This window comes from Paenibacillus odorifer (assembly GCF_000758725.1).
Taxonomy (GTDB): domain Bacteria; phylum Bacillota; class Bacilli; order Paenibacillales; family Paenibacillaceae; genus Paenibacillus_AQ; species Paenibacillus_AQ odorifer.
The window spans coordinates 6,540,523-6,561,969 of sequence record NZ_CP009428.1 but is presented as its reverse complement, the minus strand read 5'-3'; the positions used below and the strand labels follow the sequence as shown (position 1 = coordinate 6,561,969).

At 46.1% G+C, this 21,447-nt stretch carries 20 protein-coding genes; 11 read left to right on the top strand and 9 right to left on the bottom strand.

Annotation, left to right across the window (positions count from 1 at the left end):
• Positions 1-189: 189 nt before the first annotated feature.
• The 3 genes from PODO_RS28655 (at position 190) to PODO_RS28645 (ending at position 1,277) form a co-directional block, all read left to right on the top strand.
• A complete protein-coding gene (locus tag PODO_RS28655; protein WP_038573758.1) occupies positions 190-468 on the top strand; it encodes a hypothetical protein in 279 nt (92 codons plus the stop codon).
• Positions 469-727: 259 nt separating this feature from the next.
• Complete coding sequence (locus PODO_RS28650; RefSeq protein ID WP_019914790.1) at positions 728-928, top strand: cold-shock protein; 201 nt, start codon at positions 728-730, stop codon at positions 926-928.
• 118 nt (positions 929-1,046) lie between these two features.
• Positions 1,047-1,277, top strand: a complete 231-nt coding sequence (locus PODO_RS28645) for a cold-shock protein (protein ID WP_036682139.1) — start codon at positions 1,047-1,049, stop codon at positions 1,275-1,277.
• A gap of 69 nt (positions 1,278-1,346) precedes the next feature.
• Here the strand turns inward: PODO_RS28645 and PODO_RS28640 are convergent, their stop codons facing one another.
• The 5 genes from PODO_RS28640 to PODO_RS28620 all read right to left on the bottom strand — a co-directional run bounded on the left by PODO_RS28640 (position 1,347) and on the right by PODO_RS28620 (position 6,448).
• The gene (locus PODO_RS28640; RefSeq protein WP_036682137.1) at positions 1,347-1,808 is read right to left on the bottom strand and encodes a VOC family protein; all 462 of its coding nucleotides are present in this window, start codon (positions 1,806-1,808) and stop codon (positions 1,347-1,349) included.
• On the bottom strand, positions 1,805-2,368 hold the full coding sequence (locus PODO_RS28635) for an NADPH-dependent FMN reductase (protein ID WP_038573757.1): 564 nt from the start codon (positions 2,366-2,368) through the stop codon (positions 1,805-1,807). Before PODO_RS28635 ends, PODO_RS28640 begins: the two co-directional genes overlap by 4 nt.
• A 153-nt stretch (positions 2,369-2,521) precedes the next feature.
• Positions 2,522-3,214, bottom strand: a complete 693-nt coding sequence (locus PODO_RS28630) for a response regulator (protein WP_038573755.1) — start codon at positions 3,212-3,214, stop codon at positions 2,522-2,524.
• Positions 3,215-3,230: 16 nt separating this feature from the next.
• A complete protein-coding gene (locus PODO_RS28625; RefSeq protein ID WP_038573753.1) occupies positions 3,231-4,904 on the bottom strand; it encodes a GAF domain-containing sensor histidine kinase in 1,674 nt (557 codons plus the stop codon).
• A 152-nt stretch (positions 4,905-5,056) separates the two neighbouring features.
• A complete protein-coding gene (locus tag PODO_RS28620; RefSeq protein ID WP_038573751.1) occupies positions 5,057-6,448 on the bottom strand; it encodes an MATE family efflux transporter in 1,392 nt (463 codons plus the stop codon).
• Between the two features lie 263 nt (positions 6,449-6,711).
• Between PODO_RS28620 and hxlA the strand changes: the two genes are divergently transcribed.
• From hxlA to PODO_RS28605, 3 genes are all read left to right on the top strand, one after another.
• Positions 6,712-7,344, top strand: coding sequence for a 3-hexulose-6-phosphate synthase (gene hxlA / locus PODO_RS28615; protein ID WP_038573749.1), 633 nt, complete (start codon positions 6,712-6,714; stop codon positions 7,342-7,344).
• Between the two features lie 7 nt (positions 7,345-7,351).
• Positions 7,352-7,909, top strand: a complete 558-nt coding sequence (hxlB, locus tag PODO_RS28610; RefSeq protein ID WP_038573747.1) for a 6-phospho-3-hexuloisomerase — start codon at positions 7,352-7,354, stop codon at positions 7,907-7,909.
• Positions 7,910-7,993: 84 nt separating this feature from the next.
• Positions 7,994-8,371 carry a winged helix-turn-helix transcriptional regulator gene (locus PODO_RS28605; RefSeq protein ID WP_036682121.1) on the top strand — a complete coding sequence of 126 codons (378 nt, stop codon included), beginning with the start codon at positions 7,994-7,996 and terminating at the stop codon, positions 8,369-8,371.
• 94 nt (positions 8,372-8,465) lie between these two features.
• Here the strand turns inward: PODO_RS28605 and pepT are convergent, their stop codons facing one another.
• The 4 genes from pepT to PODO_RS28585 form a co-directional block, all read right to left on the bottom strand.
• A complete protein-coding gene (gene pepT, locus PODO_RS28600; RefSeq protein WP_036682119.1) occupies positions 8,466-9,698 on the bottom strand; it encodes a peptidase T in 1,233 nt (410 codons plus the stop codon).
• 95 nt (positions 9,699-9,793) lie between these two features.
• Complete coding sequence (locus PODO_RS30275) at positions 9,794-10,447, bottom strand: sortase (RefSeq protein WP_051491225.1); 654 nt, start codon at positions 10,445-10,447, stop codon at positions 9,794-9,796.
• A gap of 36 nt (positions 10,448-10,483) precedes the next feature.
• Positions 10,484-11,515 carry a hypothetical protein gene (locus PODO_RS28590; protein ID WP_038573745.1) on the bottom strand — a complete coding sequence of 344 codons (1,032 nt, stop codon included), beginning with the start codon at positions 11,513-11,515 and terminating at the stop codon, positions 10,484-10,486.
• A 477-nt stretch (positions 11,516-11,992) separates the two neighbouring features.
• Positions 11,993-13,006, bottom strand: coding sequence for an LLM class flavin-dependent oxidoreductase (locus PODO_RS28585; RefSeq protein ID WP_080742657.1), 1,014 nt, complete (start codon positions 13,004-13,006; stop codon positions 11,993-11,995).
• A gap of 258 nt (positions 13,007-13,264) precedes the next feature.
• Between PODO_RS28585 and PODO_RS28580 the strand changes: the two genes are divergently transcribed.
• The 5 genes from PODO_RS28580 (at position 13,265) to pgmB (ending at position 21,431) form a co-directional block, all read left to right on the top strand.
• A complete protein-coding gene (locus PODO_RS28580) occupies positions 13,265-14,269 on the top strand; it encodes a LacI family DNA-binding transcriptional regulator (RefSeq protein WP_036682112.1) in 1,005 nt (334 codons plus the stop codon).
• A gap of 335 nt (positions 14,270-14,604) precedes the next feature.
• Positions 14,605-16,026 carry an ABC transporter substrate-binding protein gene (locus tag PODO_RS28575; RefSeq protein WP_038574978.1) on the top strand — a complete coding sequence of 474 codons (1,422 nt, stop codon included), beginning with the start codon at positions 14,605-14,607 and terminating at the stop codon, positions 16,024-16,026.
• 143 nt (positions 16,027-16,169) lie between these two features.
• Complete coding sequence (locus PODO_RS28570) at positions 16,170-17,288, top strand: carbohydrate ABC transporter permease (RefSeq protein ID WP_232061475.1); 1,119 nt, start codon at positions 16,170-16,172, stop codon at positions 17,286-17,288.
• Positions 17,288-18,379, top strand: coding sequence for a carbohydrate ABC transporter permease (locus tag PODO_RS28565; RefSeq protein ID WP_038573741.1), 1,092 nt, complete (start codon positions 17,288-17,290; stop codon positions 18,377-18,379). Before PODO_RS28570 ends, PODO_RS28565 begins: the two co-directional genes overlap by 1 nt.
• Before the next feature lie 46 nt (positions 18,380-18,425).
• Positions 18,426-21,431 (top strand): beta-phosphoglucomutase, encoded by a 3,006-nt coding sequence (gene pgmB, locus PODO_RS28560; protein WP_038573739.1) that lies wholly within the window; start codon positions 18,426-18,428, stop codon positions 21,429-21,431.
• Positions 21,432-21,447: the final 16 nt, after the last annotated feature.

Sequence of the window (21,447 nt, the reverse complement as noted above, 5' to 3'; positions counted from 1 at the left end):
ATTTTGGCACAAGTCAATGTTCCTCACAACTGTTTTTATTAAATAACTTACTTCAAGTGGAACGTTATAGACGCTGGGATGATAAGAAAAGTGTGAATAAACCGCGGTATACTTCGCGTAATGACGCGTTAAAGCGCGAAATATGCTACAATGATTGTGTAATAATTGTAAGGAGATGAAATTTAAAAAATGAGTGACAAAGTAAATGAGCAGGAGCTAGTAAATGTATTATCTGCCAAAACCAAAGTGGATCCGCAAATCATCCGCTTAGTATTGAAGCATGAACAGACCTTTATCAATAAGGCCAAGGCGAACGCCAAGGGTGAGGTAGACATCGACAGCGATGATCTGGTCGACTATGTCACTGCCCAACGTGATGTGAAGCTGGATGAAATCACAGTAGAGACCATTCTTGATGCAGAAATGGATTACTTGATGGATAAAGGATTGGCAGGTTATATCGACTAACATGGGTGTTCGTCCGGCTCGGCTGCTGCTGTTTATAGGCAATAAGAGCCGGAGTGAAAATTAAATAGGCATACGCATTGCTTTTAGTGATTTAGTGTGGTACAATGAAATCAATCATAAATTTAACCCTTAATTCACATATTGTAAAAGGTTATCATTTGTGCGTATGAGTCCTTTTCCAATGTGTGAATTTTTATTTGTTCGTACACTACGTAGGAATAAAAGGACATGTGTTAAATAAAATATTGGAGGTAATATCATGCAAACAGGTACAGTGAAATGGTTTAACGCAGACAAAGGATTCGGTTTTATCGAGGTTGAAGGTGGAAGCGACGTATTCGTACACTTCTCCGCAATCACAGGCGACGGATTTAAATCTTTGGACGAAGGCCAACGCGTTGAGTTCAACGTAACTCAAGGCGCTCGTGGACCACAAGCCGAAAACGTTGTAAAACTGTAGTTTAAAAATCAGGCTGCCCTTAACACAAGTTGAGGGCAGCTTTTTTTATTTTCATAGTATGAATCTGCCCCTAATAGGGTAGCGATATCGTCTCGATTCGATCCAAGGAGGGGTACTTATGTATTTTCGTAAAAAAGCACTGGAGGAACTTCCGCAAGAAGACACAGCAATTTGGTCCTGTACCAAGGAAGGTTGCACAGGTTGGATGCGCGATAATTTCGCCTTTCAATATGTACCTACCTGCTGGCAATGCAACTCTCCCATGACTAGAAGTATGAAGATACTGCCAACGCTTGTGAATACGAATGCAGACATGAAGGCCATGAAGAAGGGCATTTCGATTAAGTAATCGAAGAAGCTAATATACTCAAACAGCTGGACCCTTGGACGGGAGCAGCTGTTTTTTTGTTTGAGTATTTTATTTACTGTGCAGTAATTTCTCCCATTCCGTTAAGGTTATGTTCTCTGAAATAGGCTTCAGATGTTCAGGGACCTCTACGTGGCACATAAATTCCAAGCTGTTGCCGTCAGGGTCGTTGAAGTAGACAGAAGCATTTCCTTGATAAGCCCGGATAAAAGGCTCAACAGAAGTCCGGTTGCGGAACGGAACAGCCTCTACCCCAATCGATTCCAGCCATTGCAGTGATTGCTTCAAGTCCTCGTAAGTGACACGGAAGGCAATATGCCGCAAGGACGGGTGGTATGGGGTTTGAACCTCCTGGCCTTCCCAAAGACCAATCCAGCTCCGACCTTCCTCGATCCAGAAGAATACAGTTTCTTCATCCCGCCAAGCCATTTTCAGACCTAATTTCTCATAAAATTCGATGGATACTTCAAGATTGCTTACTGGTAAATGTGCTTCATATAGTCCTTTGATCATTGGATAGCACCTGCCGATCTGTCGATTTTGCGGGCTAAATTCAGGAATGCTTCTAATACTAGGTGAATGCGATCTTCGATTTCTTGCCCACCCTCGTATCCGTCGTACCCGACCTCGAACCGCTTGCGTTGCAGTCCGCCGATGGAGATCCAGTCTGGTGTATTAATACCGTGCAGGTTACGTACGATGGCTTGCAATTGAAGTAATGAGCTTATCCCTACCGCTCCCCCGGCTGAACTGGCGGATAACACAACTTTACCGTTGAAATGCGCCTGGCCTAGATGATCAATCGCATTTTTTAATACGCCACTTACCGAGCCGTGATATTCCGGAGTAACCAAGATTACTGCATCCGCTGCTAACATCTCTTGTTTAAGCTCGTTTAAATGTTCATGCTCTGTGTAAATCTCGTCTGGTGAATAAAAGGGAAGTGGGCGTTTGTAGAGGTCAAACATGGTAACCTTTTCCCCATGCTGACTAATGAAATGGGCAGCATGTTCTGCCAGCTTCGTGCTGGTTGCTTCTTTTCGATTACTGCCTGTCAGGATCATCACTTTCATCTGTATCCACTCCTATGTGAGGTCAATTGCTATAAACCAATGATAGTTGAATCGGCCTCTGTTAACATCAGCACATGGAATGAACATACATAATAAAAACGCTCAGCCATTGTGCTGAGCGTCTAAGACTAAAGTTGTAGAGGAGTTTTGATTCTAGGCGTTATAGCCGCCTTTCAATGCGAAAATGGCAGCCTGAGTCCGATCCGCTAAGTTTAGCTTTCCGAGAACGTGGCTGACATGGGTCTTAACGGTTTTTTCGGTGATGACCAGCTTGCTGGCAATCTCTTTGTTACTCATACCGAGCGCAATCAGGTCTAATACTTCTTGCTCGCGTGGAGTAAGAAGCTCTAATCCGGTGATCGCAGCAGGTGTTGCGTTTGGGTCGTTCGGATCGGAAGCATTAAGTTCCAATTGCTCTAGTGTAGAGGTCGCCATTAGATTCATCAGTTGGCTGGCAGCCTCGGAATGTAGCTCCACTTGCCCGTTATGTACCTTGCGGATCGCAACTACCAGCGCTTCTGGTTCTATATCTTTAAGCAAATAGCCTTTGATTCCTACGCGGATAGCCGGGAGCACATGATCCTGATCCGAAAAGGAGGTCAATACAATGACCTTGACCTGCGGGTGGGAGATCCTCAGTGCTTGAGCGGTCTCAATGCCGTCCATAATGGGCATATGCAAATCCATTAATATGACATCCGGGTTCAATTCAGCTGTTTTTTCCAGTGCCTCGCGGCCGTTGGAGGCCTCCCCAATAACCTTGATATCGGGTTGTGTGGAGAGAAATACTTGCAGCCCACGGCGTACCATTGCATGGTCGTCTACTAATAATAAGTTTATCGTCATTTATAATCACCCGACTTCATGTAGATTGGATGGGCAGAGGTATGATTGCCTCAACCGTTGTGCCTTGATTTTCCACACTGTGGATATGAATACGACCGGAGAGAGCTTCTGCTCTTTCCTTCATAATATGCAGTCCAAGAGATTCATTAGTGTCTGTGTTAGAACGCCGTTTGGCCCCGCCTTTACCTTGGTCGGCAACGCTCAGTACCACCTCGGCTGCATTCAGATGCAGAGATACCTGCGCTTTAGAGGTTTCGGAATGCTTTCGTACATTATTGAGCGCTTCTTGGCCAATGCGCCACAGCCCTTCCTCCACATTGCGGGGAAGTTCGTGAACACCGCTCCGTTGCGTCTGTATCAGCAGCCCTAGCTGCTGGCCATGAGCCTGCAGCGCAGTCAATAAACCGGCTTCCAGTCCGGCAGGCCGAAGCTGCATAATTAATGCACGCATTTCTTTGAGTGCTGACTGGGATAAAGCTTGAATATCGCGGACAGCTTCAGTAGCAGGATGGGAGATATGCTCCTGCTTCAGCATGCTTTCCACGCCTTTGGCGGTCATTGAGAGGGAGAAGAGGATCTGGTTCACGGAGTCGTGCAGGTCACGGGCCAGACGATTCCGCTCGTCAAGACGCGCAATTTCGCGGCGTTTCTCTCCAAGCTGAGCACTTTCCAATGTAGCGGAAATATGTTCAGCGACAGCCTCAAGCACCTCTCCATCCGCAGTTGCGGAAGCTAGTGCTTTGGGTGAGGTGATCAGTAGAATTCCTGCACCTTGTGCGGCAATCTGCCGAAAGGGCACAGCGAGCATCACAACACGCTCCGCAACAGGTTGTTCAGAACAGCAGGACTTCTTAATTTCCTGCTCTTCATCAGGGGTTAATGTCGCAAAGCGTTGTCCTTTTGCGATATCTCCTAGACGTACTTTAAAAGAATCCGAGAGCTGGAAGGGAGCTGTTTCCGGCGTTATATTAGCCGCATAGGCAGCATGGACTTCGAATTGTCCCTCATGCTGCCCGATAATCGCTGCAAAGGGCCAATCGAAATAGTCGCCAATCAGGGCGGCGCTTTTCTCGATTAGAATACTGGGCGAGATACATTGGTTGGCGGTTAGATTTAAAGCTGCGCTGAATTCGCCTAATTTGGCGTACAGATTCGCGCGGCGCTGCTCGGTGCTATATAACTGCATCCGTTCAATAGCACTGCCAATTTGCAAAGCCACGGATTGCAGCAGAGCCAGCTCGCTGTCGGCGTAATGTGCTTTGCCTGGTGCAGCCACATTCATAAGTCCCAAGTAACGCTCACCTGAATGCAGCGGGACGGTAGCGTGGTGGGTGATCCCCAGCGTGTCGCCCCAGTTATACTGCCTGGCGTTACTGAGCCGCTTGCAGCTTAGAATGTTGACGGCATGCTCGAGCCGATCATCCCATAGGCGGCTTAGGCACCAGCAGCTTCCGCACTGCATTGGTTGTTTATTGTCGCGTTGTAGTGCAGGTGGCAGACCTCGATCAGCGGCACACTCATATTCCATGTATTCTTCGCTCAGGAAGATCCAGCCTGCAGTGTTTCCGGTTAACTCAAGTAGCTTGCCCATGACTGTATCGAGCATGGGTCTCAGCTCATTGGAACTGTTCAAAGTCTCCGCAATCGTTTTGAGCGTCAGTAACTCATGAATTCCGGTTTCCTCCGGCATGAAGCTCTCTCCTTTAGCTTTGTTAATTATGTTCTATCTATTGTAACGTAGAATGGTTCATTCATTCTCAAATTTTATGTAATGTTGGCGTAAATAAAAAAGAAGGTTCCTTAAGATCTGATATGACCTTAAAGAACCTCTGAGTATACATGTTAATTTACAGCTGCGGGAGTAGCGGAAGGCGTACAGTGTTCTGGAGCTTCGTGTTCAATAAGTCCATGTTTCTCCCAAGCTCGGCTTTTCCAACGGAAATACATAATGACGGCTCTCACCCACTCGTCCACCGCAGTGGCAATCCACACGCCGGCTAACCCGAGATCAAGTTGGAACACCAGGAAATAACCAAGAGGTAAGCTCATGCAGACCATAGAGATCAGTCCCATATATACAGGGAATTTGGCATCGCCCGAGGCGCGTAAAGAGTTAATGATAACCAGATTGGTTGTGCGCCCAGTTTCCAGGAAGAAGCTAAGCAATATGACCTGCGCCCCCATCCTAATGATGTTCTCATTGTCTGTGAAAAGCCCGAATAGCGGTACCCGGAAGAAAATCACCACAGCATCTATTATTACGGTAACCAGCAGCGCCCACTTTACACTGGTGAATACACGCTTATAGGCTTCATCAGGGCGTCTAGCTCCCACGAGATGTCCTACAACGATGGAAGTTCCCATAGAGACAGCTACACTGAATAAATAAATATAATTGGAAATATTAAGCGCGTACTGGCGAGTAGCCATAGCTTCAGCGCCTAAATAAGTAATATAGAGTGTGAATACAAGCTGGCATGATTGATAAGTGATGGATTCAAAAGCGGACGGGATGCCGATTTTGAGAATTTGCAGCACGTATTTTTTAGAAAGATGAATGTAATAGGTTACTTTCACCCGTACCTCCATCACTCTGTAGAGCAGCAGGAAGAAAAGGATCAGGCAGATAAATCGACTCATCACTGTTGAGATAGCCGCACCCTCCACACCTAACGCCGGAAGTCCGAAATGACCATAAATGAGCAGGTAGTTGCCCACCACGTGAATAATGTTCATCAGCAAGGATACGACCATCGTCTGTTTGGTGAAACCGTGAGTACGGATAGTAGTCGCCAGAGCATTGATTAATGCTTGCAGAAAAATACCGCCACCAACAATATTCATATAGGCTTTGGCGTAAATGAGGATATCCCCTTTTACATTCAGCGCAGTCAGTAGCGTCCCTCCGAATATCAGCAAAAACGTACTTAGAAGAATGCCGACTAACAGGTTTAGGGTAATGGCATTGCCGGTCACTTGAGCGGCTTCCAGAGGTTTTTTGGAACCGAGATATTGGGAGACCACAATAGCTGCACCGTTACCAATTACACTGAGGACTAAAATTGCTATCGCAATGATCTGATTCGCTGCGCCGACACCAGACACGGCATCGTCGGACACTGAACTGATCATAAAAGTATCCACACTACCCATGAGCATAAAGAGGAATAGCTCGAGGAAAATCGGCCAGGTCAGTTTGACCAGGTTGAATTCCTGGTGATTATTTTGCTTCATTGTGCACCTTCTTATATTATGATGTACTTCCTAAAATTTCATAAACAAACTGTAATATTAGCACAGCTTTCATGGAAATGCAGTATTTTTACAGAAAAATGACAAAACGTTTTTAATTTAGGTCGAAAAGAGCCCTTTAACCGCGCATTAGTATCCTCCAGGTAACTACATCACAATAAAGTGCCTACTTCCCTAGAGGGATGTAAGGAACTACAATTTGTACATGACTTACTAAAATATATTAATGAGGAGTGCAAATAAATATGAAATTACAATTAGCGTTGGATTTAGTGGACATTGCGGGAGCGAAAGAGGTTGTCTCAAAAGTTGCCGAATTTATAGATATCGTTGAAATTGGAACACCTATCGTTATAAATGAAGGTTTGCATGCAGTGAAGGCAATCAAAGAGGCTTTTCCTGCTTTGACTGTGTTGGCAGATTTGAAAATCATGGACGCAGGTGGATATGAAGTGATGAAGGCCGTGGAAGCGGGCGCGGATATCGTTACTGTACTTGGTGTTTCTGATGATTCTACCATTAGAGGTGCAGTGGAGGAAGCAAAGAAAACCAATAAAGAGATTCTAGTTGATCTGATCAATGTGAAGGATATCAAAACAAGAGCGGCTGAAGTAGACGCACTTGGCGTAGACTATATCTGTGTACACTCTGGATATGACCATCAAGCGGAAGGTAAAAATTCTTTTGCAGATTTAAATGCGATTAAGAGTGTGGTTAAGCAGGCAAAAACAGCTATCGCTGGAGGGATCAAGCTAAGCACACTTCCAGAAGTGATCGCCGCGAACCCTGATCTTGTCATCGTTGGCGGAGGCATCACAGGTGAAGCGGATCAAAAGGCTGCCGCAGCAGAAATGAAACGTCTAGTTAGTCAGGCTTAAGATTACAATGGATACAATGAAATACGCGCAGCGAATTATAGAGGAGCTCCAGCGCTCCATATCTCAGCTTGATGAAGAAGAGACTGAGCGAATGGCTGAGCTGCTGCTTCAGTCCAACAAGATCTTCGTGGCTGGAGCGGGCAGATCTGGATTGATGGGACGGGCCTTTGCTATGCGGTTAATGCATGTTGGTAAAGAGGCTTATGTTGTAGGCGAAACGGTGACTCCGGGGATTGAACAGGGGGATGTGTTAGTCCTCGGTTCCGGTTCCGGTGAGACGAAAGGGTTGATCTCTATGGCTGAGAAAGCCAAAGGGGTGGGTGCAGAAGTTGTTGCCGTTACCATTGCGCCGGATTCGACGGTTGGACGTTTAGCGGGCTACACAGTGAAGCTGCCGGGATCTCCAAAAGATCCGGCCAGTGGAAGCTACAGCACGATCCAGCCGATGGCTTCTTTATTCGAACAGACGATGTTGGTCTTTTATGATGCTATTATTCTGCGAATGATGGAGAAGACGGGGCAGACGAATCAGCAAATGTTCGGCAAGCATGCTAATTTAGAGTGAACGTACAGAAACGAATGCCTTCCTATAAGGAGGTTATTCGTTTTTGTGTTAGTATGATAACAGGAGAGAGGAGGCACTTTAGGAATGGCAACCGAGATTAAAGATCGCATAAACTTGAAGGAAATTAACTGTGAGAAGGAATTAACGCTTGCGGTGATCGGAGGGAAATGGAAGCTGATTATCCTCTGGCATCTTGGGCTTGAAGGGACAAAGCGGTTCAGCGAGCTGAAAAAGCTAATTCCTCATATCACGCAAAAAATGTTGACCAATCAGCTTCGCGAGCTTGAAGAGGACCAGTTGGTTCTAAGAAAAGTGTACGCTGAGGTTCCACCAAAAGTAGAGTATTCCCTGACTTCATACGGCCAAAGTCTGCTTCCCGTCCTTCGATTGATGTACGATTGGGGTAAAAATTACGGAGAAAACGTGATCTGGAAGGACACGCCGCCGGAAGAAAGATGCTAATCGAATAGTCTAAGAACATTAATAATCCCTGAGAGGTCTGGATCGGCCTCTACAGGGATTTTTGGTGTTTTAAAGGAGTGATGCGGATAATGCTTTAGGCTTTCTGTTCGAATAGCTTAGCAATCTCCACGATAACATTTACCGCTTTTACCATATTGTCCGCAGACGCATATTCGAATTTGCCATGGAAATTCTCGCCTCCGGTGAAAATATTAGGTGTCGGCAAGCCCATGTAGGAAAGCTGCGAGCCATCTGTACCTCCGCGAATCGGGCGGATGATCGGTGTGATGTTAAGGTTCTCCATCGCCTCATGGGCAATATCGACGATATGACGCACAGGCTCGATTTTTTCGCGCATATTGTAATATTGGTCCTTCATTTCAAGCACGATGTTCTCTTCGCCATGGATGCTTTTGAATTCTTCTACGACAGCTGAGAGATAAGCTTTACGTGCCTCGAATTTCTCACGGTCGAAGTCGCGGATGATATATTGCAGCTTGCTGAATTCAGGTGTGCCTTCTATAGAGCTTAGGTGATAAAAGCCATCATAACCGTCTGTATATTCGGGCGCTTCCTCAGCAGGGAGTCTGAGATGAAGTGCCATGGCGATTTTGGCGGAATGAATCATCTTTCCTTTTGCAGTACCAGGGTGAACATTAACGCCGTAGACTGAGATTTTAGCAGACGCAGCATTAAAGCTTTCATACTCTAATTCTCCGAGTGGACCTCCGTCTACAGTGTAAGCATAGGAAGCATTAAAAGCGGCTACGTCAAATTTATGAGGCCCGCGGCCGATTTCTTCGTCTGGTGTGAAGGCAACTCTAATCTTGCCGTGTTTGATTTCTGAATGTTGAATGAGGTAATGCATGGCGGTCATAATCTCAGCAATACCGGCTTTATTATCTGCGCCAAGCAGGGTCGTGCCATCAGTTGTAATTAAGGTGTGGCCTTTGTATTCCGCCAGCTCCGGAAAGCTCGCTGTGGACAATACAACATTCAGCTCTTTATTCAAAAGAATATCTTGACCATCATAGTTCTCGATAATCTGTGGCTTCACATTCGTTCCGGTAAAATCAGTCGCCGTATCCAAATGGGCTAAAAAACCAATGGTCGGAACATCCTTGTCCGTATTCGCAGGGAGTGTCGCCATAACATAGCCATGCTCGTCCACCTGGACTTCCTCCATACCGATTTCCTTAAGCTCTTCAACCAGCTTGTGGGCCAGAACCATCTGTCCCGGAGTGGATGGGCAAGTCTCATTATCTTCATTCGATTGGGTATCCATTTGTGCATACGAAATAAACCGTTCTACAACCTCTTTCTTCACCTTGGGTCATCTCCTCTTTACTATTGTATATATATAGTATCACTTTCCATATAAGGTCTCATCCCTGAGGAAGAAGATTGAGGTAATATTTAGGTTTAATGCGGTAATATTTCTTGTTTCACTAACTTCGCTGAAAGTAAATAACGGTCCGGTGCAGATCCCACATATGAAAAGGGATAACAGGTAATCAACGTGAGGATGGCCTTATCACTTGGCTTTATAGCACCACGTTCGTCCCCGTCAACAATTGTGCTGCCTGTTACTTCATAGGTAAAAGTCCCGTCCGTACTTTCCAGCTCGATAAGATCTCCAGCCACGAGTTCTCCCAGATTACGGAACACTGTATCGCGGTGGCCTGCGAGCACACTATTGCCGGTGGCACCGATAGCTGCGCTGCCTTTATAATGTCCGGCTCCCTTTTTTAGCTCGGGGCTTTCCGTGCCTTCTAGCACTGCGATCTTTTTGTTTAATTTGGGGAAACGAATCTCTCCTATGATTTCACCTTCTGTATAGGAATGAGCGGGGGGCGGCTGTTCCTTGGCTGAACTGACCATTCCCAAGGGAAGAGGGGTTTCTTCGGCAGAACGGGAGTGGGCGACTGTTTCCTCCCTCTTTTTTGCCCAATCATTTAAAGCCTGTTTAGCTTCGATCGGTGCTTTGACCACCTGTACAACCGAGTAAATCAACACAACTAAAGAGAGTATGAAGATTAGCTTCACGGCTAGCAAGACACCATTACGCTCCTTCATACTCTCTCACCTCCAGACTTATGCTGCAAAATGTGGTTATTTCTTCGATTTCAATCTGCGCATGATAATCACGCTGAGTACCGCAATGGCTAAGCTGGCAAGAATCAAGTTATACCAAGGCTCAGCGGTATTCGGAAGCTTGTTGCCAACCTCTGGTGCCCCCAGTGGAAGCTCATCATCAGGCAAGGCGATTTCATTGCTTGGCTGCGGTGTTGCGCTGGTAGTTTGGCTGCCAGCACTTGGTGATGCTGTTGGCTCATTATCGCCTCCACCCAGTGGGATCGGTGCTTCAGTAACACTAATTTCATCTACTACTGTTGAAGCTGTAGGTGTTGGCGATGGTGTTGGTGTCGTTGATTGCCCTGGTGTGGCGACTGCCGTTGCAGTTGGTGAAGCGGTAGTTGTCGGTGAATCTGTCGGTGTCGTGGTTGGTGATGCTGTTGCTGTCGGCGAAGCTTCAGGTGTAGCTGTAGCCGTGGCAGTAGGTGTCGAAGTTGGCTCTATTGTAGGCGTAGTAGTCGCTGTCGGTGTTGGCTCAGGTGTAGGCTGAGCTGTGGCCGTTGCTGTCGGTGAAGGACTAGGTTCAGCGGATGGCTCCGGTCCTCCAGAAGCGGAGAACTCAAAGGCTACAGTTGTGGTTTTACCTTGATATTCGTTCCCTGCTTCCCACGGGAAAATTACATCCATTTGGATTACACTTTGTTCTCCCCCGGCAAGTGAACCGATGGTAACTCTTCCGGCAGCCTCGCTCATCACCCCTGAATAGATGATTACTCCCTCTTTTTCGAGTGTCATTTGGAGAATATCGTATAATTCTGCGTCTCCAGAGATGAATTTGAAGTCCACATAGTAATTAAAGCCCTCACTACCTGCATTAATAATTGTGTATTCTGAGTTCGTTTCATCACCAGGCTGCATATTGTTCATGGTGGTTGTGCTCGTCGTATGCGAATTCACCGTAAGCTTAATGGTATCTTGCGCACTAACTCCGCCAGCATGCCAGATGACTCCTGCTAGAATAGTCAGGATATAAGCAGCTATGAAAGCCGAGCGATATTTCTTCTTCACTTTACTCGCTCCTTTCTCCTGAACCCCATATTAAATTTTGTAGACATCATTTGCGGGTTTCCGGCAAATTCTTCTTTTCTAATCGTATTTTCCATCAAACATTGTCGAAATAAGTAGTATCTCACAGAACCACTTTTTTGTGCGCATGCAGGAATCTCCGTGAAAGCGGAAGGAGAGGATAGAGATCTACCGTCAATTCGTTCGTTATAGCGAATAACTAAAGTATAATCAAAATAATATCTAAACAAAAATGGGATATTAGAAGAAAATTCATCATATTTGATCAAATATCAGTTATATTAATGGATTTACAGCAGTTTTCTCTATTTAACTCTTTATTTTTATATAATTCATTGTTTTAATTGTGTTTTATTGAGAACGATTATGAATGCAAAATAAAAAGGCAAGACATACATCTGGAATAGGGCTCAAACCCCGATACCAGACCTATCGTCTTGCCTTAATTATGATGATAAATTAGATTTCCTTCATAGCTTCGGCTACAATCTCATAAGAGCGTAGACGAGCGTTATGATCATAAATTCCACCAGAAACAATCAATTCATCGGCCTGTGTCTCTTGCAGAATTTCTTGAAGCCGTTCTTTAATTGCTGCTTTATCACCAGCGAAAGAGTAACGCTGCTTCTCAAGCATGGCTGCTTTTTCTTGCATCGTCCATAGCCCCTCCATACTATCAACCGGTGGTTGTAACTTCCCCGTACGTCCGCGGATGATATTAAGGAATTGCTGCTGCTGCGAGGTAGCCAGTCGTCTTGCCTCATTCACAGTATCGGCCGCTGTAATGCCAACTCCGACCATCACATAAGGCTTGTCTAGTGCTGCTGAAGGACGGAAATTGCTATGATAGATGTGTAAGGCCTGTAGTAAATACTCTGGTGCGAAATGGCTGGCGAAAGCAAAAGGTAAACCTAGTTTTCCTGCCAGCTGAGCACTAAAACCGCTGGAGCCCAGCAGCCAGATGGGGATATTCAAGCCTTCACCGGGAACCGCACGAACTCCGGCCGGTCGTGATCCTGCACCTGCAGGATCGAAGTAGGCTCTGAGCTCACTTAACTGCTCGGGGAAGTCACTGCCGTCGCTTCCGAGACCACGGCGTAGCGCACGGGAAGCCGGTTGATCCGATCCCGGGGCTCTGCCCAGTCCTAAATCAATCCGTCCTGGATATAGGGATTCGAGGGTCCCGAATTGTTCAGCAATGACAAGTGGTGCGTGGTTGGACAACATGATGCCTCCAGAGCCTACGCGTATGCTTTTTGTGCCGCCAGCAATGTGGCCAATTAAGAGTGAGGTAGCAGAACTGGCAACACCAATCATGTTGTGATGCTCAGCAAACCAATACCGGTGATAGCCCCATTCCTCAGCATGTTGAGCTAAAGCTAAAGAGTTATGAAAAGAGTCTGCCGCTGTGCCACCCTCCACAATAGAGGCTAAGTCCAGTACGGAGAATCGAATATCGCGCTGTTGCTTCAATGTAATCCCTCCTATAATAAACGCTCAGATAGTCTAGAGCAGTATTTGTAGCTGCGAATAATGCTACTCGCCTAGTATACCATGTAATAAAACTATATACACACTTTAAGTAAGTTATACGCACTTTGTAATGATTAGATAAGGAATAAGTATGTCTTTTAAATAAAATGTAAGCGCTTTAAAAAATCTGTTGTTATTTCTTAACGGGCTTGCTATAATCACATCGAAAAGTTACCTGAAAAAAAGGAAGTTATCGTTATGAAGCCAACCATAAGAGATGTTGCCAGAATGGCGGAGGTGTCGATCAGCACCGTATCGCGTGTTATGAATGCACCGAATACGGTCGTAGAGAGCAAACGGAATCGAGTGATGGAGGCTGTAGAACGTTTGCAATATCAACCAAATGCGTTTGCACGGGGCCTGATCTACAAGAAGTCTTTTACACTGGGCCTGCTGATTCCGGATATTGAGAACCTGTATTTCGCAGGGGTTATTCGGGGAATGCAGGATGCATGCATCAAGCTTGGATACAGTTTAATGATCTGCAATACGGACCGCGACAAAGAACGGATGTTGTCTTACATTGATAACTTCCATGAGAAGCAGGTGGATGGGATCGTGTTCGCCAGTGATGTCCTTTATCCTGAGACACATGACAAATTAGTCGGTTGTAGAATTCCTTTTGTGTTGGTATCCTCGCATTCTGATGAGTACGACATTCCATCTGTGGAGGTAGATGATGAACAGGCGGCTTACGATGCGGTAAAGTTTCTGATTGATTTAGGGCATAAGGACATTGGCATGATTGGTTTTAACCATGATAACTCCGTATCCGGCCCGCCTCGTTATGAGGGTTTTGTAAGAGCGTTAACAGAGTTTGGACTACAACAGAATATTGTGAAGAGCAAGTATGCCAATCACCGGTTCGAACACGCTTATCAAGCGGCGCATGAGTTGTTTACTGATTATCCCGAGCTGACTGCCGTTTTCTGTGTTGCTGACGAATTTGCAATGGGGACGATTTCTTATCTGAAGGATCGTAATATTCTAGTTCCGGGGCAGGTATCTGTGATTGGATTTGATAATTTGCGGATGTCGAGTATGTTCATTCCAAAGCTGACCACAATTGCACAGCCGATTTATGAGTTAGGTTATCGGGCGGCGGAGATGCTGCATGAATTGCTCACAACAGGTGGTGTCCAGGTATTGAATGAAAAGATGGAGCATAAGCTGATTGTGCGGGAATCCACGCGGGAAAAATAAAGGCCCTTTATTTTTGTGACCTTCTTCTGAAAAGCTTTTCAGAGCTATGTATCGGTCTTAATTAAAATTTAAATGTTAGGATAGAAAATAGTATGAATTCTTATGAAAAACATCTCATTTTCCGATTGGAAACGGTCACTAATTATGATAATATAAAAAATGTAAGCGCTATTATTAAATTACATTTGTGATGGAGTTTGATTTTAGGATATTTACCTGTCTTCTGAAAAGCTTTGCAAGGAGGTGATCTGCTACAAGCTGCTAATACATGCCAGGGTGCCCGGATGATTGAATATGATGTTATCTCTATAACCATTAAAGGGGATGTACAAAATATGAAGAAGATCTCAGGACGTAAAAAGTCGTTGGCTTTAGTACTGTGTTTATCCTTCACAATGACGCTGAGCGCATGCGGCGGAGGCAACAATAATGCGGCGCCTACAGATCCACCGGCGGCAACAGTCAGCCCAACAGCAGATAACACCGAGAAAGCGACAAACGCACCTAGTGCTGAACCTTCGGGTTCCCCGTTAGATTTAGCGATGAAAGGTGAATATAAAGGGACTAAAGTAACAATGTTTGGCCCCTTCGTAGATGCTGACCAAGTGAAATTTGAGAGCAGCATTAAAGAATTTGAAGAGAAGACAGGGATCGATATTCAATACGAGGGCTCCAAGGAGTTCGAAGCTACAATAAATATTCGTGTGGACGGCGGTAATGCTCCTGATATCGCTGACTTCCCGCAGCCGGGACTGCTGGCGTCGATTGCTAAGACGGGCAAGGTTATCGATTTGACCAGCGTGCTGGATCAAGATAAATTGACGGCTAATTACAACAAGAGCTGGCTCGATATGTCTACGATGGACGGAAAAGACGGGAAGATCATGGCGGGGATTTGGAACCGCAGTAATGTAAAAAGCTTGGTATGGTATCCAAAGAAACAATTTGATGATGCAGGCTACAAGGTTCCTGAAACTTGGGATGAGCTGATGGCGCTGACGGAACAAATTGCTAAGGATGGCGATCCTGCCTGGGCTATTGGCATTGAGAGCGGTGCTGCAACGGGTTGGCCAGCAACAGACTGGGTCGAAAATATAATGCTTCGTACGACTACGCCTGAGAACTACGATAAATGGGTAAAAGGTGAACTGCCATTTACTTCACCAGAAGTAAAAAATGCTGTTGAAATCATGTCTAAAATTTGGCTCAACAAGGATTATGTTTACGGTGGCGCTAAGTCCATCGTGACGACATCCTTCGGGGATGCCCCAGCGCCAATGTTCACTGATCCGCCTAAAGCCTGGTTTAATATGCTTGGTAACTTTATTACAAGCTTCTTCCCTGAAACGGCAAAGGTTGATCAGGATTATGATTGGTTCTACTTGCCACCAATTGATGCGCAATATGGTAAACCAGTGCTGGTTGCAGGTGATATTTACGCTATGTTCAACGATCGTCCAGAGGTTCGTGCAGTCATGGAGTTCTTCACCACTGGAGAGTCGATTAAGAGCTGGGTACAATCTGGCGGCGTAATTGCTCCTATGAATGACGCTTCCCTTGATTGGTATACCTCTGAATCCGATCGCCGGATGGCGAAGTTGGTTCAAGATGCTTCCACACTGCGTTTTGATGGCTCTGACCTGATGCCGGGTAAAGTGGGTGCAGGCACCTTCTGGAAAGGGATGACCGACTATGTGAGCGGTACAGCGACACTGGATCAAGCCTTGGAACAAATCCAGTCCGGCTGGAACAACTAACCTAATATTTAAAGCGCACAGTAAAAAGAGGGGCAGTGGGAAAAGAGGAATGTCTGCCCCTCTTTTTGTTTTCTAACTAGTGAGTTCGATGCTTATGATAAGAGTTTTGCTCCGCAAAACTTATAGGAGGAGCTGGAGCTAATATGGGTGCACAATCACAGCCACAGCCACAAATGCCAACACAACCACAAGCTAGGCCAACCGTCAGCCTGAAGGCGGTAATGCTGTCCCTAGTAGTGTTGTTAGCGAATATTGTTGTTAACGGCGCAATCTTTTTATTCTTCCGGGATTCCACATTAAATCCGCTGCTAACAGCGGTTCTGGCTGTCCTCTGGGGAGTTCTAGGTGTTTATCTGATTTACTATACACTGACTTGGGCGGTTGAGCAGTACCCTGATCATATCCGGCGAAAGGTGCTGCCTTATATCTTTATTGGTCCGGCAGTGATTATTCTGGGCTGGTTACTGGTCCTGCCTGCACTACGAACATTATATTTGAGCTTTTTTAATGCTTCTTCAGAAAAATTTGTGGGCCTGAGCAATTATGCAGCGATCTTTAGCGATCATCTGATGGCAACGGCATTGCGTAACAATTTACTTTGGGTATTCGTCGGTACGCTGGCCTGTGTAGCATTCGGGCTCTTAATTGCTATTCTTGCCGATCGCAGCAGCTATGAGAAAATTGCCAAATCGATCATCTTTATGCCGATGGCTATTTCCTTTGTAGCGGCAGGGGTCATTTGGAAATTCGTATATTACTATCAACCGGGTGACGAACAAATCGGGCTGTTGAACGCAATCGTTACTTATTTTGGGGGAGAACCCCAAGCCTGGACGAGTATGCTTCAGCCGTGGAATAACTTTTTCCTCATTATTATTTTGATCTGGATGCAGACTGGATTTGCAATGGTGATTTTCTCGGCGGCAATCAAAGGGGTTCCTGACGACATTTTGGAAGCTGCACGAGTGGATGGAGCAAATGAGGTGAAGATTTTCTTTGGAATCATGATTCCATATATTTCATCAACCATTCTGACAGTGACAACGACCATTATCGTCTTTACGTTGAAAATATTTGACGTCGTCATGGTGATGACAGGAGGTCAATACGATACAGAGGTTGTTGCTACACAGTTCTACCGGCAATTCTTTATGTACCGTAATTTCGGCTACGGCTCCACGCTGGCTATTGTTCTACTGATCGCGGTGCTGCCTGTAATCATAATCAATCTACGTCAGTTCCGTAAGCAGGGGGGATTCTAATGGCTGGCAAAAAGAAGAGAAAAGGCAGCAAAACGATTGTAAATATCGTGCTGGGTGTGATCTGTTTTATTTGGCTGCTTCCGACTCTTGGGCTATTTATTTCCTCCTTCCGTCCGGCTGCTGACATTCTGCAGACTGGATGGTGGAAAGCTTTTCCCCATCAGGAGTGGAAGGCTGGAGAGACGATTCAGCTATCCAAGGACGTGGATCTTCGGGAGCCAATTGAGGTGAACGGTAAAACTTATACAGATGATGAGCTGAAGGCTGGCGTGAAGGCTGATGGCAGCCGGCTTATGTGGGAGAATCGTAGAGCACGTACCGTAAATGAACAGATACAAGGTTGGAAGATGACACCGGATCTCACGCTGGATAACTATAATAATGTGCTTTCCGGTAAGGAATACAAGCTGAAACAGGCTGATGGCAGTGAAACGGTGCAAAAAGGCTCCGGATTGTCACAGGCCTTCTGGAATACGCTAACGATCGCTGTTCCAGCAACGGTTATTCCGGTGTTGATCGCTTCTTTTGCTGCATATGCTTTTGCCTGGCTGCGGTTTCCTGGGCGCAAAATCCTTTTTGTCATCATTATTGCAATGCTCGTCATTCCAATACAGGTTGCGCTTATTCCAGTGCTTAAGGATTATACCGCACTTGGGCTAAACGGAAGTTATCTGGGAATTTGGCTGGCGCATACGGCTTTTGGATTACCGCTGGTTACGTACTTTATGTACAACTTTATCAGTCAATTGCCTAAGGATTTGTTCGAATCGGCTTTCATGGATGGGGCAAGTCATTTCACTATATTCAGCAGGCTAATTCTGCCTCTATCAGTGCCAGCACTGGCTTCTATCGGGATCTTCCAATTCCTATGGGTGTGGAATGACTATTTAGTCTCATTGATTTTTATCGGCAATCAACCGTCTGTGCAAGTTATGTCGATGAAAATTGCCGATTTAGTAGGCTCACGAGGCAACGATTGGCATTTACTTACTTCGGCTGCATTTATCTCCATGCTGATGCCGCTCGCTATTTTTTTCCTGCTGCAAAAGTATTTCGTCAGAGGGCTTATGGGTGGGTCGGTGAAAGGTTAATGATTTAGAACCCGAATGAAACTGTGATCAGGGGGAGCTTAGAGAGATGAAGATGAAACCATACGTACATCCGGCGGCGGTATATCCTTACCGGGAGTGGAGTCTTGATGAGGAAGCTTATAGTGAAGAGAACAATCAAAGAAACGAGAGTATTTTTGCTCTTGGCAATGGATATATTGGCATGCGCGGTAATTTCGAAGAAGGTTACCACGGCAGCTCAGGCTCGTCTGTAACAGGCAATTATTTGAATGGTTTTTTTGATTCGGAGCCCATTGTATATCCAGAAGGAGCCTACGGATATCCATCCCGCAATCAAGCGATGCTGAACGTAACAGATGCCAAGATTATTGAACTGAGTATTGAAGGGCAGACCTTTCAGTTAAACAGTGGGCAAGTGCACCATTATGAACGAAAGCTGGATATGCGAAGCGGGGTTCTGCACCGGCAGGTAGAATGGGAATCTCCAGCTGGTCACCGGGTACAGCTTCATATCCGGCGGATGGTGACTTTGCAGCACAAACATCTGGCGGCGATAGATTATGAGGTTAAAGCACTGAATTTCAGCGGAGTGCTTACCTTCACTTCATCCATCGACGGCAAGATCCAAAAACCTAAGGTAACGGATGATCCCAGATTGGGCTCGGGAGGCAAGGAGCCCAGTCTGCTCCTGGAGGATACCGGTCATGAACCGGGACAGTCCTTCTTATGGATGAAGCAGCGGACGCGGCATACCCAGTTTGCCTTATTAACAGGGGTAAGTCATAAGCTCGATTCAAGATCTGAGGATAAAAGGACCGTGCAGCATGAGGGGCAGAAATTATCCATGCAGTTTGTCGTCCCGGTGGAGCGTGGGGAAAGCGTCTCACTAACCAAATATATCTCTTACCATACCTCTAAAGATTATCCGGAAGACGAACTACTCAGTAGAAGTACTGAAATATTACACTTAGCAGACCATAGCGGGTTTGAAGCGCTTGCCCAGGAACAGCAGGCTTATCTGGATCGATACTGGGCACATACGGATGTGGAGATTCATGGTGATCTTGCGCTTCAGCAGGGGATTCGCTTTAATGCTTTTCAACTGCTTCAATCCGTAGGCCGTGACGGGGTTACGAATATTGGGGCCAAGGGATTAACGGGTGAAGGATACGAAGGGCACTATTTCTGGGATACCGAAATGTATATGCTGCCCTTCTTTACGTTCACACAGCCGGAGATTAGCCGAAAGCTGCTCGAATTTCGTTATGCCACGTTAGACAAAGCACGGGAGCGTGCAGCGGTAATGTCGCAGAAGGGTGCCTTGTTCCCTTGGCGGACTATAGACGGGGCAGAGAACTCTGCGTATTTCCCGGCAGGCACGGCGCAAATGCATATTAATGCGGATATTGCGTATGCCATCAAGCAGTATGTACTGGCTACCGGAGATTATGATTTTTTGGTTACGAAGGGAGCGGAAATTTTATTCGAAACTTCCCGCTTTTGGTTGGACTTGGGGTACTTTAATCCGGCTAGGGGCGGTGCCTTTTGTATTGATGCAGTAACGGGTCCTGATGAATATACAGCTATTGTCAACAATAATGCATACACCAACTTTATGGTCCAGGATCAGCTTTATTATGCACACGAGATGGCAGGGATATTGTCTAAACAGTATCCGGAGCATTTTGAACGCCTGAAGCAAAAAATCGGTCTGACTGGGCATGAGACATTAGTGTGGCTGGAAGCGGCGGACAAAATGTTTATCCCCTTTGATGAGGGACTTGGCATTTATGCTCAAGACGACACGTTTCTCTCCAAGAAAAAATGGGATTTCGAGCATACACCAGCCGATAAATATCCGCTGCTGCTCAACTACCATCCGCTGGTAATTTACCGGCATCAGGTGTTGAAACAGGCGGACTTGGTAATGGCGATGTTTCTGCTGGGTGACCAATTCAGCTTGGCGGATAAGATCCGGAATTATAATTATTATGAGCCGCTGACGACGCATGATTCTTCATTGTCACCGTGCATTCACAGTATAATATCTGCTGAGATTGGTGATTTGACGGGAGCCTATTCCTATTTTGACCGCACGGTACGGATGGACTTGGATGACATCAACCGCAACGTCAAGGATGGGCTGCATACTGCTGCTATGGCAGGCTCCTGGCTGTCGATTGTGAATGGTTTTGGTGGCATGCGCTTATGCGGCGGGATGTTATCATTTAATCCTAGTGTGCCAGCGCAGTGGGAGAGCTATCGGTTTAAAATAACAAGTGCTGGACAGCTATTGGATATTTTTGTGAGTGATACAGAAGTGATCTATACGCTGCTGGAGGGCGAAGAGCTTGAGATTATGCATAAGGGAAACCTTATACAGTTGTCTGCGCAGAAGCCGCTGAGGCTTTCGAATGTGAAGCAGCTTGAAGCTGTTATTTTCGAGCTGGACGGGATAATTACTGATACTGGAGAGTATCATTATGAGGCTTGGAAGGATCTGGCGGATGAGCTTGCACTTTCTTTTGATCGAGAGAAGCATAAGAGTCTCAAGGGCCTAAGTCGAATGGAATCTTTAGAAGTCATTCTGGAGAGTAGTGGACTGAATTTGCCGCAACCGGTAAAGGGAATGCTCTGCAACAAAAAGAACGAGAAGTACAGACAGCTTGTTCAGCAAATGACGCCTGCTGAGCTGTATCCGGGTATCCACAGCGTGTTGTCCGATTTACAGCAAAGAGGGATCGCTATCGGACTGGCCTCAGTTAATGAGAATGCGCTGCTGATTCTCGAACGCTTGCAGATCGGGCATTGGTTTCAGGCGGTGGCTGACCCTGGCAACTTGCGTAGAAGCAAGCCAGATCCAGAGATTCACTTGCAGGTTGCAGAGATGCTGGGCATATCCCCAGACTGCTGCGTGGCGATTGAGGATACCGAGGAGGGAATAGCCGCAATTAATGCTGCTGGTATGAAGTCAGTGGGAGCTGGAGTGGCGCTCGTGACCGAGACAGCGGATCTATGTCTGGCTTCCACCGCTGAGATAAGTGTTGAGAAATTGTTAGAGCTGTTTGCGTAGTTACCCTGATAAGCAG

Excerpts from the sequence above, each read along its gene's own strand:
- PODO_RS28570 (WP_232061475.1), top strand. The coding sequence starts at position 16,170 with ATGGGTGCACAATCACAGCCACAGCCACAAATGCCAACACAACCACAA.
- PODO_RS28650 (WP_019914790.1), top strand. The coding sequence starts at position 728 with ATGCAAACAGGTACAGTGAAATGGTTTAACGCAGACAAAGGATTCGGT.
- PODO_RS28620 (WP_038573751.1), bottom strand. The coding sequence starts at position 6,448 with ATGAAGCAAAATAATCACCAGGAATTCAACCTGGTCAAACTGACCTGG.
- PODO_RS28640 (WP_036682137.1), bottom strand. The coding sequence starts at position 1,808 with ATGATCAAAGGACTATATGAAGCACATTTACCAGTAAGCAATCTTGAA.
- hxlA (WP_038573749.1), top strand. The coding sequence starts at position 6,712 with ATGAAATTACAATTAGCGTTGGATTTAGTGGACATTGCGGGAGCGAAA.
- pgmB (WP_038573739.1), top strand. The coding sequence starts at position 18,426 with ATGAAGATGAAACCATACGTACATCCGGCGGCGGTATATCCTTACCGG.
- PODO_RS28625 (WP_038573753.1), bottom strand. The coding sequence starts at position 4,904 with ATGCCGGAGGAAACCGGAATTCATGAGTTACTGACGCTCAAAACGATT.
- PODO_RS28645 (WP_036682139.1), top strand. The coding sequence starts at position 1,047 with ATGTATTTTCGTAAAAAAGCACTGGAGGAACTTCCGCAAGAAGACACA.
- PODO_RS30275 (WP_051491225.1), bottom strand. The coding sequence starts at position 10,447 with ATGAAGGAGCGTAATGGTGTCTTGCTAGCCGTGAAGCTAATCTTCATA.
- PODO_RS28635 (WP_038573757.1), bottom strand. The coding sequence starts at position 2,368 with ATGAAAGTGATGATCCTGACAGGCAGTAATCGAAAAGAAGCAACCAGC.
- PODO_RS28655 (WP_038573758.1), top strand. The coding sequence starts at position 190 with ATGAGTGACAAAGTAAATGAGCAGGAGCTAGTAAATGTATTATCTGCC.
- PODO_RS28580 (WP_036682112.1), top strand. The coding sequence starts at position 13,265 with ATGAAGCCAACCATAAGAGATGTTGCCAGAATGGCGGAGGTGTCGATC.
- PODO_RS28575 (WP_038574978.1), top strand. The coding sequence starts at position 14,605 with ATGAAGAAGATCTCAGGACGTAAAAAGTCGTTGGCTTTAGTACTGTGT.
- PODO_RS28630 (WP_038573755.1), bottom strand. The coding sequence starts at position 3,214 with ATGACGATAAACTTATTATTAGTAGACGACCATGCAATGGTACGCCGT.
- PODO_RS28605 (WP_036682121.1), top strand. The coding sequence starts at position 7,994 with ATGGCAACCGAGATTAAAGATCGCATAAACTTGAAGGAAATTAACTGT.
- PODO_RS28565 (WP_038573741.1), top strand. The coding sequence starts at position 17,288 with ATGGCTGGCAAAAAGAAGAGAAAAGGCAGCAAAACGATTGTAAATATC.
- hxlB (WP_038573747.1), top strand. The coding sequence starts at position 7,352 with ATGGATACAATGAAATACGCGCAGCGAATTATAGAGGAGCTCCAGCGC.